Below are 15278 nucleotides of genomic sequence, written 5' to 3'. Positions count from 1 at the left end.
ATTTCCCGGCGTAACGCATGTAACCGATGACGTTCAGCATCTGCGTCTCCGAAGCCTACGAAACCGACGACGGGGAGCGCCACCGCCGATTCGGCGTCGCGGTCACGACGCGGCTCCCGGGCGTGGGAACGCTCTGTCCGTTCGTAAGCGAACGCGCCGCCGTCGCGACCCAGAGCCTGGTCAACGTCGAGCTCGGCGAACGCGGGATCGACTACGTCGACGACGGCCTCGCCGTCGACGATGCGCTCGAGGCCCTGCTCGACGCCGACGACGGCGCGCCACAGCGACAGGTACACGGCGTCGACGGCGAGACGACGTTCGCCTTCTCGGGGGAGGAGTGCGTCGAGTGGTACGGCCACCGCGAGGGCGACCGCTACACCGTCGCTGGGAACATGCTGACCGGAGAAGACGTCCTCGAGGCGGCCGCCGACGCCTACGAGGCGACCGCGGTCCACGACACCGTGGACCCGTCGACCGGTCCGACGGCCGTCACCGAGGATGTCGACGCCGATCCCCTCGCGAAGCGGTTGACCGACGCGCTGGCAGCCGGCGACCGCGAAGGCGGGGATAAACGCGAGGACCTGCCGGTCCAGAGCGCGGCGGTCGTCGTCGAGACGACCGAGGACCACGTCCTCGAGCCGCCGTACAACGACCTGCGGATCGACGCGACCGAGACGCCGATCGCGGACCTCCGCGAGACGTACGAGCTCGCCCAACGGGGCTACCGGGACACCCTCGCGCAGTACGAGGGGGCGTTCGAAGCGGATTCGCTGGAGGCCGCGGAGTGATGGGGGAGAGCGATTCGCTCAGTTCGCTTCGTCCCAGCGCGGAGAACTGAGCGTGCGCGGTCCGTTCAGAACCGAGTGAGCTGCCCGCGTTGAGCGGACTACCCGGTGAACTCGTAGAGTTCGTCGCCGACGTGGTGGAGCGAGTCCACCACTTTTCCGTCGTCGCCGACCATGTCCGCGCCGTCGACGCGGGCGCGGCCGACCGCGAGCACCTTCCCGTGGGACTCCTCGGCGATGACGACCAGATCGTCCGGCGAGATGTCGTCGGTCGCGTCCGTGATCCCGGGTCGCATCACGTCCGCGCCGTCGCTGACGAACGAGACGGCACCCGCGTCGACGGTCACCAGTCGCTTCTCGGGCTCGTAGGCGTTGGCCCCCCTGACCGTCAGGAACGGCTCCGCGTCGAAGTACGCGACCCGCGGTTCGCCGTCGATGAGGACGACCTCCCAGTCGGTTTCCTCGAACTCCACGCGTTCGTATGCGTCACCCTCGGGCGAGACGCCGAGTTGGTCCTCGAGCGTCTCCTCGAGATCGGACACCGCGTCGCTTCGGAGGTGGTGTCGAGACTTGACCTGCATACCGGTGCTACCGCCCGTACGCATTTAATAGATAAGATTCGGAGTCGTATCAGGACCCGCGGCCGCGCGGCGATCGGTCGGGCCACTCCGTCGCGATTGCGGCGCTTCACCGCGAGCGACTCGAGGCGGAGCACTGTCGACTATCAGTACGCGTGAGGGTGATTCGCCGACCGATCTCGACTATTTCACGACCGGTGACAGCTGACAGCCTATTCACCGCCTCGAGTGGATGCGGTGGTATGGTTCAGACGATCGGCGGTGCCGACACGGAGCGGATGGAGGCGCTGAGTGACGGCGTGTTCGCGATCGTCCTCACGCTACTGGTGTTGCAGTTCGAGGTGCCGGACGTCGACGCCGCGTCCCTGCCGAAAGCGGTGGCCGCCCAGGAGACGCTGTTGGTCAGTTATCTCCTGAGCTTCGCCGTCGTCGGGATCTACTGGATCATCCACCACAATCTCTTTCGGTCCATCACGGGCCACGATCGGATCCTGCTGTGGCTGAACCTGCTGTTTCTGCTCTCGATTTCGTTTCTCCCCTACCCCACGGAACTGATGGGAATCTACGGAACGCGGTTCACCTGGACGCTGTATAGCGTAAACTTCGCGCTGGTCGGCGTTCTCATGACCGCCGTCTGGGCCTACGCCGTTCGATCCGGGTTCGTGGACGAAACGATCGACGCGAGATCCGCGCGACTGATCACGATCCGCGGCCTGGTCACTCCCGCCGTCTTCGTTCTCTCGATCGTCGTCGCCGCCGTCGATCTCTCCGCGGCGTTTTTCGTCCCGTTGCTGATCGTCCCGTTACAGGTGATCTGGGTCAGATACTATCTGCGAGTGACCGACGCGGCGCCCGAGGATCGGTCGGCGGAATCGAAGTAGTCGAATCGCGGACGGGAGCGACCGCGACCAACGGCCGATCGCTGGACGGCCGTCGGCCCGCGTCGCGGGGAAACCGCTTTCCCGGTCTCTCTGGTAGTACGCCGGACCGCACCCAATGACCAGCGAGTACGTCTTCATCAGCGACCTCCACATGGGCGGCGACGAACAGCTGACGGCGCTGGATTTCGAGGCGGAACTCCTCGATTTTCTCGCGGACCTCGAGGACAGCGACGACGTCGAACTGATCATCAACGGCGACGCGTTCGGGCTGTGGGAGTACGCCGAAGTGACGGGACCGGCGAAACTCGAGCGGGTCATCGACGACCACCCGCGCGTCTTCGAGCAGCTCCGCGCGACCGGTGCGGAGATCGACATCACGCTCATCCCGGGCAACCACGATTACGATCTCGCCTGCCGCGACTCTTACGTCGATCGCCTCGCGGAGTTCAACGTCACCCTCGAGCAGGAGATCGCGATCACCCGCGAGGTCGGTGACGGGGAGATCTGGATCGAGCACGGGCAGCAACGCGACGCGAACAACCGGATGCCGGACTGGGGGAATCCCGACGCGCTTCCGGTCGGCTACTTCGTCGTCCAGCGGATCGTCGCCGCCGCCGGCCGTTACTCCGGACGGGCGAGAGGCGACTGGCTGCGCGACATCCAGTCGGTCGCCCCGATGGAAGAGATCCCGCGCTGGCTCCTGTCGAACTACTTCTACCGAGAGATGAGCCCGCTCCTGCGGGCGATCGTCGTCCCGCTGTTGGTGTTTTTCAACCTCACGCTCCTCTACCTGTTCGGCACCGTCCTCGAGACGGTCGGTCTCCTTCCGGCGCGGTTTTTCACCGACAATCCCGTCGTTCAGGCGCTCGGCGTCGCCGCGATCGTCCTCGAACTCATTGTCGCCGTCAACCTCGTGATCATCGCCATCCTGTTGCTGGTCGCGATTCCCCTGTGGCTGTTCAGACGGGATCTCAGGCGCACCCTCGAGCGCTTCGACGTCGTCCTCTCGGGCGTTCGCGTCGGGCAGGGCGACGCGCCCTTTCTGAACGGGGCCAGGGAGGTCTTCGAGGCGAACCCCGACGTCACCGTCTTCGTCTACGGACACACCCACCGCGCGTCGGTCACCGAGTGGGGCGATCGGGTCGTCGTCAACACGGGCACCTGGCTGAAGAAACTCCAGCACGTCGAGACCCGGTTCTCGCGGCTTCCGGGGGTGTACTACCCCTCGTTCCGATTGAATTACGTCCGCATCTTCGCCGAGGGGGATCGCGTCGTCGTCGAGTACGAGGAGATCGAGACCGACCAGTCGGTCGATCTCACTCGCTTTCAGCGGCTGGTCGCCCGCCGTCCGCCGCGACCGGATCCGATCCCCGCGCGGACGGTGGTCGATCCCGACGGACGGCTCGAGCCTCCCGAGACGGCGTCGGACTCTGACCCCGTCTTCGGCCGCGACCGCGAACTCGATTTCGGCTCCGAGCGGCGTTCCGCGCCCGTCGACGGAGACGACCGTGCGGCGGAGGGCGGCCGCGCCGACGAGGGGCGCGATCGGTCCCGGTAGATCGGCTGCCCCGACCGTCCGGTCGGGTACAACGTGTGCCAATCGCTAAGTGAACCCGCGCCGTCGGGGCGACCATGTGGCCCTCTCGGACCCGGACGGAGACGGTGACCTGTCTCGCCTGTGGCACCGAGCGCCCGCGCGACGAGGCCCGCGAGTACGACAAACACGGCGACCGCTGGGACCGCGACGACAAGACGTTCGAACACCTCTGTAAACCCTGTCACAGCGACCTCTGTCACCACCCGCGCGACGAACTCGAGGGGCTGTTAGTCGATCTCGAGGCCGGAGCAACCGACGGGGAGCGCTTCCTCTCGCGGTATCTGCGGACCGTCGAGGAGCGATACGGCGCGCTCGAGGAAGAGTCGTAGGCCGGCGATGGTCCTCACCGGCCACCGAGTTCCTCGTCGACCGCGTCTCGGTCCGCCGCGGCCGACCAGGACGCGCCGTCGGTGTCGAACTCGAACCGAGCACCGCCGTCGGCGCTCTCGGTGATCCGAATCTCCCAGCCGTGGCCGTCGGCGATCTGTGCGACGATCGCGAGACCGAAGCCGGATCCCGACGCGGACGTGGTGTGGCCGTACTCGAGGACGGACTCTCGCTCGTCGCTGGGTATTCCCGGCCCGTCGTCTTCGACGAAGAATCCGTCGGAGGTCGTGCCGACCCGGACGTTGACGGCGCTGCCGCCGTGTTCCGCGGCATCCCGCTGAGTGTGCGAAGCGGGGTTCGTGGAACCGTGTTCCACGGCATTTCGGAACAGGTTTTCGAACAGGTGGAGCACCCGGTCGCCGTCGGCGACGATCACGCGATCGTCGGCGACCGAAAGCGTCGCCGCCGCGGTATCGACGTTCACCCACGCGCGGTCGACGAGACGCTCGAGGTGGAGCCGTTCGGTCTCACCGATCGTTTGCCCGGCACGGGCCAGCAGCAACACCTCTTCGATGATCGTCTCCATCCGGTCGTGGGCGATCGCGATCTCGTCGTGGGACGGGCAGTCGACGGACTCCCTGGCGACCTCGAGGTACCCCTGCGCGACGTTCAGCGGATTGCGGAGGTCGTGACTGACGACGCTCGCGAACTGCTCCAGTTGCTCGTTCGCTCGGCGGATCTCGCGTTCGCGTTTCTTGCGTTCGGTGATATCGCGCGTGTTCAGGACGACGCCGTCGACGAAGGGGTCGTCGAGCAGGTTACTGCCGACCGTCTCGACGTCTCGCCACTCGCCGTCGGCGGTCCGAAGGCGGTACTCCGCCCGATCGACGGCTATCGATGCGTCGAGCCCGCTCCGAAACTGCTCGAGGAGTCGCTCTCGATCGTCCGGATGGACGAACTCGAACGCCGACTCTCCCACCATCGCCGACGGTTCGATTCCGAGAACGTTCCGACTCGAAGGACTCTGGTAGCGGATTATCCCGCGGTCGTCGATCAGCGTGATGAGGTCGGACGCGTTTTCGATGAAGGATTGGTACCGCTGTTCGACGGCGTGTTGCTGGGTGACGTCTCGCAGGAGGAGCAACCGAATCCCGTCGGCGTTCGAGAGACGTTGCACCTGCACGTCGAAGAACCGGCGGCCGTCGTCGGCGTCGACGACGATCTCGGTCCGCCCCGTCGACGCCTCGGTACCGACGATGTGTGCGATCTCGGGGAAGACGTCGATCACGTCCCGGCCGACGAGGGAGGTGGCCCCGTCGGTCGAGAGGGAACGCCGAGCGGCCTCGTTTCCGTCTCGAATGCGGTTAGTTTCGTCGATCACGAGGAAGCCGTCGCGCATATCCTCGACGACGGCGGTGCGGGCGACGGGGGCGATATCCAGCAGGTGGTGGCGATAGATCGCGACGGCGAACGCGAGCCCGGAGACGGTGAACGCGATCGGCGTCAGATCGAGGTCGCCGATCGGTCCCAGACCGAGGAACCACACGACATTGGCGACCAGCGGCACGAGAATGGCGAACAACACCGCGAGCGCCTGCTCCCGGTAGACGTGTTGTGATTCGTACACCGTCTTGAGCAGGAATCCGGCGCCGACGGCGAGGAGACCGTACAGGAACAGGACGTGAATGATCGCCACCGGTCCGAACGTTCGATCCAGAACGACGAGGTCTCCGGCGACGGCGGTCTCGAGCGGTTGCTCGTACAGGTGCCGGTACTGTGTCACGTACAGGACGAACGCGACGGCGGGTTCGATCGCGAGAACGAGAAGCATCCGCCGGGAGAGCCACTCCTCGTTGCCCGAGTACGCGACGGCGAAGGAAAAACAGGAGAGCGAGACCAGCACGGCACCGACGAAGGCGACGCCCAACCAGACCCGTTTCGTCGGGACGTCGACGCTCAGCAACTGCAGCGCGTACGCGCCCGACCAGAGCGAACACCCGACGTTCAGGCCGACGAACGCACGGACGCTCGGCTCGTCCAGCGCATCCGTCCGCTCGACGACGGTATAGACGGCCAGTGCGGCCGAAATGATCATCGCCGAAAAGAGAACTCCGATGAACGGAAGGAGTTGGGAGGTGTACTGCCAGGCCATAGCGTCGAACTATCCGTCTATTTCACTCGACCAATATACCGGTTCTGGCTGGAGTACACAGCAGACTCCTGCGGTCAGGTCGCGATCGAGGGGGTTCGGGAATGCACTCCGGCCCGTCGTCGAGGTCTTCCTGCGATCGAACGAGCGTCCACCGTCACCGTTCCCATCCCGACACGACTTTCACCCTCACGTCCGTAGCCCACGTCATGAGTGACGACGCACAAGCCGAGGCCGGAACGGTGGAAGGCCAGGGCCCCGTCGAGGTCTCGGAGGAGCTCGCGCGCCATCTCGAGAACAAGCGCGAGGAGCTCTTCGAGAAGTTCGAACTCCGCGACGAGTTCCCGCCCGAGGTCCTCGAGGAGGCCGAGGCCCGAACGGAGGGCGTGACGGCGGAGATCGAAGACGAGATCGACGAGCGGCGGGATCTGCGCGATCTGACGACCTGGACGACGGACCCGATCGACGCCCAGGACTTCGACGACGCCATCTCGATCGCGGAGCGCGACGACGAGTACGTCCTCTGGGTTCACATCGCCGACGTGACCCACTACGTCAACCCCGAGACGGCCATGTGGGACGAGGCCGTCGAACGCGGCAACACGGTCTATCTCCCCGGCTACACGGTCCACATGCTGCCGCCGGTGCTGGCCGAGACGGTCTGCTCGCTGGTGCCGAACGAGGATCGACTGGCCCACACCGTCGAGATGCACCTCGACAAGGAGAACCTGACCTACGAGAACATCGAGATCTACAAGTCGGTCATCGAGTCCGACGAGCGACTCACCTACGCGGAAGCCGAGAGTCGACTCGAGGAGCCCGACGCGCCGCTGCACGAGGAGAACGCGCTGGTCTACGACCTCGCCGAGCAGATGCACGAACAGCGCAAGGAGGACGGCTCGCTCGTCCTGAATCCGGCCCGGGACCGCGCCCACACCATCATCGAGGAGTGCATGCTGAAGGCCAACAAGGCCGTCACGCACGAGCTCATGTGGAATCGCGGCGTCTCGGCCATGTACCGGGTCCACCCCCAGCCCAGCCCCGACGAGTGGTCCGAAGCCCTCCGGGAGATTCAGGACTTAGACGGCGTTTCGATCCCCGGGAGCACCTGGGACGACCCGCGAAAGGCCGTTAACGCGACGCTCGAGGATGCCCCCGACCGCCAGCTGGACAAGATCCAGTGGGCGGTGATGAAGGTGATGCCGCGCGCGCGGTACATGAACGATCCCTTCGGCGGCCACCACGCGCTGAACTTCGAGATCTACGGCCACTTCACGAGTCCGATCCGCCGGCTCTCCGACCTGATCAACCACTGGATCGTCTACCAGAACGACGTCCCGGAGAACCTCGTCGAACTCTGCGATCGGGCCAGCGACAAGCAAAAAGACGCCGAGCAGTGCGAGCGGGAGTACAAGACCTTCCTCCAGGAGGTCGGCCTCGATCCGATGGCGGTCAACAACCGCGGGATCGAGGTCGTAGACGACGAAGAGGCCGAGAAGACGCTGTAACCCCGTCAATCGACCGTTTTTCTGCTGCTCGACAACCACTGTTGTGGCGCGCGCTGGATCACGGTGACCGTGGAGGGAACCGTGATCCGAAGCCGTGCGAGGGATGAGCGAACGGAGTGAGCGAATCGGTTGGGGAGGGCGTGGCAACTCCTTGTTGCCACGGGAGTAGCACACTCGTCATCGAAAACCGACCCCGAGAAACCGGTAACCGCTGCAAAAGCGAGTCCTGTGGCCGCCGATAGTGGGAGAACGAATAGAACTCCGTCTAGCTACAACCCCTCCCGCTCGAGGAAGTCCAGTACCGCCTCGGTAAACCGCTCGTCCGGAACGGTCGTCAGGTGGTCTTTCCCGGCGATGACGACGGCCTCGCCGTCGGGAAACCCCTCCGCGAGCGGTTCGGGGTCGCCCGTGATATCGTCGTGCTCGCCGGCCACGATCACCACCGGATGCTCGACCTGCGCGATCTCGTCCCAGTCCGCGGGTGCCGTTCGCGTCCGGGCGCAGGCCGCGAGCGCCTCGAGATCGTTGTCCGTCGTCTCCGCGAAGAGCCGAAATCGCTTGCCGATCGGATCCGTCACCTCCTCGGCGTCGTCGGCCAGTAGCCCGTCGGCGATCCGGTCGCCGGCGCCGCTCGGTTCGATGGTCGTCGCGCCGATACCGGCCAGAACGCCGGCGTTAAACCGCTTCGGATGACGGTACAGCGCTTCTGTGCCGATCCGGCCGCCCATCGAGTAGCCGAAGAAGTCGGCCCGCTCGATCTCGAGGTGGTCGAGCAGACGGACCACGTCAGCCGCCATGATGTCCGTCTCGTAGGCCGCCGAGTCGTGCGGTTTCTCGCTCTCCCCGTGGCCCCGACAGTCCAGTGCGATCACGCGACGCCCCGCCTCGAGCAACGTGTCGTCCCACTCTCGATCCCGCCAGTTCTCGTGCCGGCTCGAGGCGAAGCCGTGGACGAGAACGATCGGTGTGGCGTCCCCGTCGTCTCCCTCGGGAAGCAGGTCATCGTACGCGAGACGAACGCCGTCGGAATCGAACGTCGCACCAGTTGGCATGGGATGTCACTACACACATCGGACACGTAACCGTTTGGACCGGTTCCCGGGAACGCCGATCGCGTCAATCGAGCGTCTGCGGCCCGCTCGGCGACGGTGACGCGTTCACTCCTCCCCGATCGATAGCTGCCGTTCGTAGACGTGCTCCTCGAGTCCCGTCGCCAGATCGGACGGGCGGGTCGCGACGCGGTCGAAGCCGCGGGATTCGTAGAACGAGATGCCGACCTCGTTGGCGGTGAGAACGGCCAACCGAATCCGATCGAACGCGGGCGAGAGAACGGCCTCGAGACGCTCGAGCAACGCGGTTCCGATCCCTTCGTTCCAGTCGTCCGGTCGGACGTACAGGCGCGCGAGAAACGCCACGGCGGTGTCTTCCGGCCACGGAACGGCGTGAGCGAAGCCGCGAGGCGCGGATCCGGGATCGGCCCCGGTAACGGACGACCGTCCCGGCGCTCGTTCGGCGACGAGAAACGCGGCGTCCTCGCGGCCGCTGCTGTCCGTGATCGCGGACTCGAGATCGCCGATCGCGTACCAGTCGTCGACGACCTCGTCGACCGTTACTGGGCCGAGAACGTCGTCGTAGGCAGCGTGCCAGCTCTCTCGCGCGATCTCGTGTACCGCCCAGACGTCGTCGATGGTCGCCCGGCGAACGACTCGAGTCACGGTGGTGGCTAGTACGGCGGCCGGTAAAAAGCGGTACCCGACCGCCATCGATACGATACCGTCGCTATACGCGACGAATCCGAGGGGACGACCCGATCGGAGACGGATTCGGTTCGAACGAAACGAACACGACGGCGACGACGAACTAGTGTGCCGGGGAGTACGTTTCCGAGAGCGCGTTGAGACAGATGACGCCGCCGATGATGAGCGCAATCCCGATCAGACCGGCGATATCGACGGTTTCGTCGAAGAGCGCGACGCCGATGAGAACGGCTGCGACGATGCCGAGCGCGGACCACGTCGCGTACACGAGTCCGATGGGGAACGCCCGGAGCGTGAGGCTCAGGAAATAAAAGGAGCCGATGTATCCCGCGACGACGACGAGAGTGGGGACGACGTTGGTAAACCCGTCCGAGAATTTGAGCGCCGTCGTGCCGGTCACTTCAGCCGTGATCGCGATCCCCAAGTAGAGATACTCTCTCATGTGCAGATCTTGTTAACAAATTAATATAAATAGTTCTGTTCTCCCATCGAGTCTCGTTGCCATCACTCGAGTCAGCGACGAAGCGGAACGTCCACGTTCTCGAGCGGTTCGGTTGCGGACGGTGGTGTGACTAGGGGATCGTATCCTGCGACTCGGGCTCCGCCGCGCAGTCCTCGCGCTCCGCCAGTTCCGTACACGCCGCTCGGAAGAGCCCGTCGAGGATTTCGGGCGTCGTCGGGTGGTAGGCCCGCTTGGGTACCTCGCGGACGTCCAGTCCCATCTCGACGATGACTTGCATCGTCTTGGCCATCACGTCGGCGTGACGGTGCAGCCCTTGAAATCCCAGCACGGTGCCGTCGTCGGCGCTGACGATAAGCGTCGCCCGACCCTCGGAGTGGCCTTTCGTCTCGAAGACCCCGTCCGACGACGCCTCGCGGGTGACGACGATCTCGTCCATGTGCGTCGCCGCGGCGGTCGCCGGCGTGTGCCCGATGCGGGCGAACGGGTAGACGCCTAGCCCCGAGAAAATCACGTGATGGGGAACGTTCGCGTACGGTTCGCATTCCGCCTCCCGCCGGTGATTGACGATGTTCTCGCCGGCCGCAAAGCCCTGTTCCTTGGCGACGTGCAAGATCGGCTCGCGGCCGTTAGCGTCACCGACGACGAACACGCGCTCGTCGTCGCGGGCCTGCATCGTCGACGTGACCCAGCCCTCCCCGGGCTCGAGTCGGGTGTTCTCGAGTCCCAGCCCGTCGAGGTTCGGCCGACGGCCGGTGAAGCAGTAGAGTTCGTCGGCTTCGACGGTCAGCTCCTCGCGATCGCCCGCCCGCTCGCCATCGGCGTCACGCTCGCCGCCGTCCGCCCGTTCGCCGTCGCCCGTTCGTTCGGCGATCAGCCGGACGCCGCCGTCGGCGGTCGACTCGAGTCGTCTCTCGTCCGCGTTCGTCAGGACCTCGATCCCGAACTGATCGCGATAGATGTCGAGGAGGGTATCGCCGTAGCCGTCTTCCATTCCCTCGAGCGGTCGCTCGTCGTGCTCGATCACGGTGAGGTCGACGTCGCCGATCTCGCTGAGGTAGGGGCCGAGTTCGAGGCTGATGTAGCCGTTGCCCAGCACGATCCCCGAGTCCGGAAACGCGGTCGCGTCGAGGACGTCCGTACTGGTCCGAGTGGGGACCTCGTCGATCCCCGGCAGATCGGGGATGTTCGGCACGGAACCGGTCGCGACAGCGACGTAGTCGGGCTCGAGTCGACGGTCGCCGACAGCGAGGACCCGATCGTCGACGAAGCGAGCGGTATCGCGGACGAGTTCGACGCCGTCTCGATCGGCCAGGTCGTGGACGTGGCTGCGGCGGTGTTCGGCGAAGTTCGAGACGTGCTCGTCCTTGCGGGCGACGATTCGCTCGGGATCGGCCTCGGGGACGCCCTCGAGTCGGTCGTCGTGACGCGCCAGATACCGGTGTTCGCCGGCCGAGAGGACGTCCTTCGACGGCATGCAGCCGCGCAGAATACAGAGTCCGCCGCCGGGCTCGCCGTCGTCGATCAGCGTCAACTCGAGATCGTCGGTGAATTCGTCGCGTCGCTCGCAGAGTTCGTCGGCGACGGCGACGCCAGCGCTGCCGTATGCACCGACGATCGCAACGTGTACCATAGCGGTCGTTCGGGGCCGACGCAAAAAGACGTTCGTTCGGAGTGTCCGTTCTGGCGGATCGAAAACGCGGCTGAAAGATCCAAAACGCGGGAGGTCGGGGCCGGTTCGTTACCGTCGGATCCGGGCGGCGGTCCCGGTCAGCAGGGCGACCAGCGCGGCTCCGGCACCGAATCCGGGGACGCTGTCGTCGCCATTGGCGGCGTCGTCATCGTCGGAATCGGTATCGTCGGAACCATCACCGTCGGAACCGTCTCCGTCCGAATCGTCACCGTCGGCGCTCTGGATCACCACATCTCGCTCCGAGAAGTGGTTGACCGCCACGAGCACGTCGGCCGTCGCCGAGGCGTCGCCGGACTGGGTCACCATGTAGCGGGACTGGTCGCTCCCGATGCCGCCCGCGAGTTCGCCGTACGAGGAGGCCTGCGCGGCGGCCTCGCCGTCGACGGTCACCGCGAGGTCGTCGGCGCTCTCGGCCCCCGCGACGGCGGCCTCGGAGACGCTCGTGATGACGACCGTTCCGTCGTGCTGCGCGCGTTCAACGGTCATCTCGAGGCGCTCTTGGCTTTCGGCGGCGGTCTCGACGGTGATGTCCTGGCCATAGGTCGCGACGTCCGCAACGCGCTCGCCGTCGCGTTTCTCGGCGTAGACCTCGGCCGTCGCCGTGCCGTCGGCGATCAGCGATTCCTGTTCTTTCGCGGACTCGTCGCGCTCGCCCTCGGCGTACGAGCGGAAGACGAGCGTCGAGTCGCTCTCGAGGTCGGCGAGGACGTTCCCCTCCTCGTTGACGGTCACGTCGCCGTCGCCGACGACGACGAACGCGCCGGTGCGCTCGCCGCTATCGACGACGACGCGATCGTCGCTCTCGGCCTCGGCCGTCGCGTCGGCCGCGAGGTCAGCTTCGACGTACTGGGCCTCGCCGCCGGCATCGACGGTCAGAATGCCGCGATCGCTGTCGTGGGCCGACAGCGACGCGGAGCCGTCGGTCGCGATCTCGGCGCGCGTCTCGGACTGGGCCGCGAGCTCGAGGCCGAGTCCGGAGAGGTTCACCACGGCGTCGAGCTCGGCGTTCGAGCCGAACCCGGTTCGACTCTGGTGGTCGCTCTGAGAGGCGACGCTCACGTTCTCGAACACGCGCTCGCCGTCGATGCTGTAGTCGACGACGGCGTTGCTCGAGGTGTCGAAGGTAACGTGCGTGCCGGCGTAGGCGCTCGCGTCGGTACCGTCGTTCTGTTGGGAGGACGATGCTGTGCCCGCGTTCACGCCGACGACGGCGAGCGGGAGAGCCGCCGTCGTGACGAGGAGTGCGAGTACGACGACCGTGATTCGATTCATGCACTCGACGGATCGGAGCGGTGTATAAAGGCGCTTCTGACAGAACCGTCCAACTGTCGGCGATCGTCGGTCGGTTCTCATCGCGACTGCACGGTCGCTTGGGCACGGTCGTCCAGCGGCCGACGCAAATCGTTTTTGAGATCGATGAATACGTCCGAACCGGGATGTCGCTGCAGGTGCTTCCCGACGACGCCGATCGCCTCACGCGGCCCGCGACGGTAATCGGATTCGTCCTCGCACTGTTCGTCCCGCCGTTGCTCTCGACGTCGGGAACCGTTACCCGCCCGCTCGTCGGCGACGCGATCAAGTGGGGAATCGTCGCGACCTTGCTCGTCATCGTCGTTCGCTTCGAGTCGGACTCGCTGACGTCGATCGGAGTCGTTCGGCCACGGCTGCGCGACATCGGTTGGGCACTGTTCCTCATCGCCGCCGTCGTCGGCGTGTTCGCCCTCACCGATCCGCTCGTCACCGCGCTGGGTCTGCCGACCGAACAGGGGCTCGCACAGCCGTCGCTCGCCGTCGGGATCGTCAGCGCTATCACCGCCGGAATCACCGAGGAGATCATGTACCGCGGCTATCCGATCGAACGGTTGATCGACGCCGGCTACGGGCCATTGGCAGCCGGCGGGCTCACGTGGGCGCTCTTTACCGTCGCCCACGTCGGTTCGGGATATCCGTCCGGAAACCTGCTTCAGATCGCGGTCGCGGCCCTCTTCATTACCGCGGTCTACGTCCGCGTCCGCTCGCTCGTTCCCGTCGTCTCGGGACACGTCGTCATCGATCTCGTCGGCGTACTCGCGTACTTCTTCAGTTGAGAATTCGCGCCCGTCCGTCGATAGTCCGAAACGGCGCGGGGAAACGCCGGGAGCCGAGACCCATCCGCAGCCCTCAACCGCGGCGCCTCGCTATCGCGAGATCGCTTCGCCGCCGTCTTTGACGAGTCGCTCGACCTCGTCGGCCGTGACGAGCGCGACGTCGCCGGGGATCGTCCGCTTGAGCGCCGCCGTCGCCGCGGCGTACTCGAGGGCGTCCGGAACGTCGTCACCCTCGAGCCGGCGGGCGATGAACGCCCCCGTGAATGCGTCCCCGGTGCCGATCGGGTCGACGGTGTCGGTCTCGTAGGCGTCGTGGTCGTGGACGACGCTGTCGTGCCAGCCGACCGCGCCCTCGGCGCCGCGAGTGACGACGACGGTGGTGAAGTCGTACTGCGAGCCGAGCTTGTGCGCGAGCTGGCGCGGGTCGCCCTCGAACCCGAGGACGGTCCGCGCGTCCCGGGCGGCGATCACGAGAACGTCGATTCCCGGGAACAGCTTCGTCAGCGTCTCCCTGGCCTCGTCGGGCGACCAGAGTTTGCGTCGGTAGTTGAAGTCGAACGCGGTCGTCGTCCCGCCTTTGCGGGCCGCTTTGAGTAGATTCAGCGTCGTGTCCCGGAGGGTCGTGGAAAGCGCGGGCGTGATCCCGGTCGTAAAGAAGACCCGGGCGTCCTGAATCCGGTCGATGTCGAATTCGCGGGCCTCCGCCGTCGCGACCGCGGTGTTCTCCCGGTCGTAGATCACGTTCGTCCCGCGCGGTTTGCCCGCCTGCTCGAGGTAGTACGTCCCCTGTCGACCGCGGTGGCTCCAGACGACGTCCGTTTCGATCCCGTGGCCTCGGAGTTCGGTGACGACGCGCCGACCGAGCGCCGTCTCGGGGACCTTGGAGAGCCAGGTCGCGTCGGCTCCCAACCGGTCGGCCGCGATGGCCACGTTGCTCTCGGCGCCGGCGGCTCGAACCTCGAACTCGTCGGCGTTCTCGAGGCGCTCGTGCCCCGGCGGCGACAGCCGGAGCATCGTCTCCCCGAAGGTGACGATGTCGCTCACCGGTCGGCCCCCCGGATCGTTCGGGTGGGAACTGCGGTGTGTCCCTCGGTCATACCCCACTCAAGGGACGGCGTTGCTATAAGTTATGGCGGTCTGCCAACGCAAAAGTACGCTCGAGCGGGCACGTTTCAGTTCCCGTCGGCCAGCCGGTAGCGGTGGCGTGCGCTGGGCGACGGTTCGCCGACGGCGAACCGTCTGCTCGACGACGCGCGAGGTCTTCGTGAATAGTGCGGGACCGACGGTCCCGCATACCATGCGAACGGGTGCTTTGCACCCGTGAGCAGACGCAGTGAACGAAGGCTTGGAAGACGCGAAGCGTCTTCATGTGGATGAGCGAAGGAGCAAAGCGACTGAGCGTTAGCGCGGAACCGACGGTCCCGCGAACCATACGAACGGGCCTTCGGCCCGTGAG

Annotated in this window: 14 protein-coding genes; 6 read left to right on the top strand and 8 right to left on the bottom strand. The window is 66.0% G+C overall.

What is annotated here, in order from left to right:
- Positions 1-26 precede the first annotated feature (26 nt).
- Positions 27-788 carry a DUF1028 domain-containing protein gene (locus AC0QDI_RS22730; RefSeq protein ID WP_474672123.1) on the top strand — a complete coding sequence of 254 codons (762 nt, stop codon included), beginning with the start codon at positions 27-29 and terminating at the stop codon, positions 786-788.
- Positions 789-886: 98 nt separating this feature from the next.
- Here AC0QDI_RS22730 and AC0QDI_RS22725 read toward each other — a convergent pair whose 3' ends face one another.
- Positions 887-1366: an RNA-binding protein gene (locus AC0QDI_RS22725; protein ID WP_474672121.1), complete on the bottom strand. Its 480-nt coding sequence runs from the start codon at positions 1364-1366 to the stop codon at positions 887-889.
- A gap of 239 nt (positions 1367-1605) precedes the next feature.
- Here AC0QDI_RS22725 and AC0QDI_RS22720 point away from each other — a divergent pair, with 239 nt between their 5' ends.
- The 3 genes from AC0QDI_RS22720 to AC0QDI_RS22710 all read left to right on the top strand — a co-directional run bounded on the left by AC0QDI_RS22720 (position 1606) and on the right by AC0QDI_RS22710 (position 4170).
- Positions 1606-2244, top strand: coding sequence for a TMEM175 family protein (locus AC0QDI_RS22720; protein WP_474672119.1), 639 nt, complete (start codon positions 1606-1608; stop codon positions 2242-2244).
- Positions 2245-2359: 115 nt separating this feature from the next.
- On the top strand, positions 2360-3802 hold the full coding sequence (locus tag AC0QDI_RS22715) for a metallophosphoesterase (RefSeq protein WP_474672117.1): 1443 nt from the start codon (positions 2360-2362) through the stop codon (positions 3800-3802).
- 74 nt (positions 3803-3876) lie between these two features.
- Complete coding sequence (locus tag AC0QDI_RS22710) at positions 3877-4170, top strand: DUF7562 family protein (RefSeq protein WP_474672115.1); 294 nt, start codon at positions 3877-3879, stop codon at positions 4168-4170.
- 14 nt (positions 4171-4184) lie between these two features.
- Here the strand turns inward: AC0QDI_RS22710 and AC0QDI_RS22705 are convergent, their stop codons facing one another.
- Positions 4185-6320, bottom strand: a complete 2136-nt coding sequence (locus tag AC0QDI_RS22705) for a sensor histidine kinase (RefSeq protein ID WP_474672113.1) — start codon at positions 6318-6320, stop codon at positions 4185-4187.
- A 206-nt stretch (positions 6321-6526) separates the two neighbouring features.
- Here AC0QDI_RS22705 and AC0QDI_RS22700 point away from each other — a divergent pair, with 206 nt between their 5' ends.
- Entirely contained in the window at positions 6527-7825 is a 1299-nt protein-coding gene (locus AC0QDI_RS22700) for an RNB domain-containing ribonuclease (RefSeq protein ID WP_474672111.1), read from the top strand.
- Between the two features lie 269 nt (positions 7826-8094).
- On the opposite strand, the gene AC0QDI_RS22695 is transcribed toward AC0QDI_RS22700, so the two are convergent.
- The 5 genes from AC0QDI_RS22695 to AC0QDI_RS22675 form a co-directional block, all read right to left on the bottom strand.
- Positions 8095-8877, bottom strand: a complete 783-nt coding sequence (locus AC0QDI_RS22695; RefSeq protein WP_474672109.1) for an alpha/beta fold hydrolase — start codon at positions 8875-8877, stop codon at positions 8095-8097.
- Positions 8878-8982: 105 nt separating this feature from the next.
- Entirely contained in the window at positions 8983-9540 is a 558-nt protein-coding gene (locus AC0QDI_RS22690) for an N-acetyltransferase family protein (RefSeq protein ID WP_474672107.1), read from the bottom strand.
- A 145-nt stretch (positions 9541-9685) separates the two neighbouring features.
- Entirely contained in the window at positions 9686-10024 is a 339-nt protein-coding gene (locus tag AC0QDI_RS22685; RefSeq protein WP_474672105.1) for a DMT family transporter, read from the bottom strand.
- 130 nt (positions 10025-10154) lie between these two features.
- Positions 10155-11675 (bottom strand): dihydrolipoyl dehydrogenase family protein, encoded by a 1521-nt coding sequence (locus AC0QDI_RS22680; protein WP_474672103.1) that lies wholly within the window; start codon positions 11673-11675, stop codon positions 10155-10157.
- Positions 11676-11783: 108 nt separating this feature from the next.
- The gene (locus AC0QDI_RS22675) at positions 11784-13007 is read right to left on the bottom strand and encodes a hypothetical protein (protein WP_474672101.1); all 1224 of its coding nucleotides are present in this window, start codon (positions 13005-13007) and stop codon (positions 11784-11786) included.
- Between the two features lie 164 nt (positions 13008-13171).
- Here AC0QDI_RS22675 and AC0QDI_RS22670 point away from each other — a divergent pair, with 164 nt between their 5' ends.
- Complete coding sequence (locus AC0QDI_RS22670) at positions 13172-13822, top strand: CPBP family intramembrane glutamic endopeptidase (RefSeq protein WP_474672099.1); 651 nt, start codon at positions 13172-13174, stop codon at positions 13820-13822.
- Between the two features lie 90 nt (positions 13823-13912).
- Here the strand turns inward: AC0QDI_RS22670 and kdgK1 are convergent, their stop codons facing one another.
- A complete protein-coding gene (gene kdgK1 / locus AC0QDI_RS22665) occupies positions 13913-14866 on the bottom strand; it encodes a bifunctional 2-dehydro-3-deoxygluconokinase/2-dehydro-3-deoxygalactonokinase (protein ID WP_474672097.1) in 954 nt (317 codons plus the stop codon).
- Positions 14867-15278: the final 412 nt, after the last annotated feature.

The sequence above is a fragment of the Natrinema sp. LJW11 genome (assembly GCF_056135975.1).
This window is presented reverse-complemented; position numbering and strand designations above follow the sequence as displayed.

Bases quoted from the DNA above. Each gene is read 5' to 3' on its own strand.
- AC0QDI_RS22670 (WP_474672099.1), top strand. From the start codon at position 13,172: ATGTCGCTGCAGGTGCTTCCCGACGACGCCGATCGCCTCACGCGGCCC.
- AC0QDI_RS22680 (WP_474672103.1), bottom strand. From the start codon at position 11,675: ATGGTACACGTTGCGATCGTCGGTGCATACGGCAGCGCTGGCGTCGCC.
- AC0QDI_RS22725 (WP_474672121.1), bottom strand. From the start codon at position 1,366: ATGCAGGTCAAGTCTCGACACCACCTCCGAAGCGACGCGGTGTCCGAT.
- AC0QDI_RS22695 (WP_474672109.1), bottom strand. From the start codon at position 8,877: ATGCCAACTGGTGCGACGTTCGATTCCGACGGCGTTCGTCTCGCGTAC.
- AC0QDI_RS22720 (WP_474672119.1), top strand. From the start codon at position 1,606: ATGGTTCAGACGATCGGCGGTGCCGACACGGAGCGGATGGAGGCGCTG.
- AC0QDI_RS22730 (WP_474672123.1), top strand. From the start codon at position 27: ATGACGTTCAGCATCTGCGTCTCCGAAGCCTACGAAACCGACGACGGG.
- AC0QDI_RS22675 (WP_474672101.1), bottom strand. From the start codon at position 13,007: ATGAATCGAATCACGGTCGTCGTACTCGCACTCCTCGTCACGACGGCG.
- AC0QDI_RS22715 (WP_474672117.1), top strand. From the start codon at position 2,360: ATGACCAGCGAGTACGTCTTCATCAGCGACCTCCACATGGGCGGCGAC.
- AC0QDI_RS22700 (WP_474672111.1), top strand. From the start codon at position 6,527: ATGAGTGACGACGCACAAGCCGAGGCCGGAACGGTGGAAGGCCAGGGC.
- AC0QDI_RS22710 (WP_474672115.1), top strand. From the start codon at position 3,877: ATGTGGCCCTCTCGGACCCGGACGGAGACGGTGACCTGTCTCGCCTGT.
- AC0QDI_RS22685 (WP_474672105.1), bottom strand. From the start codon at position 10,024: ATGAGAGAGTATCTCTACTTGGGGATCGCGATCACGGCTGAAGTGACC.
- AC0QDI_RS22705 (WP_474672113.1), bottom strand. From the start codon at position 6,320: ATGGCCTGGCAGTACACCTCCCAACTCCTTCCGTTCATCGGAGTTCTC.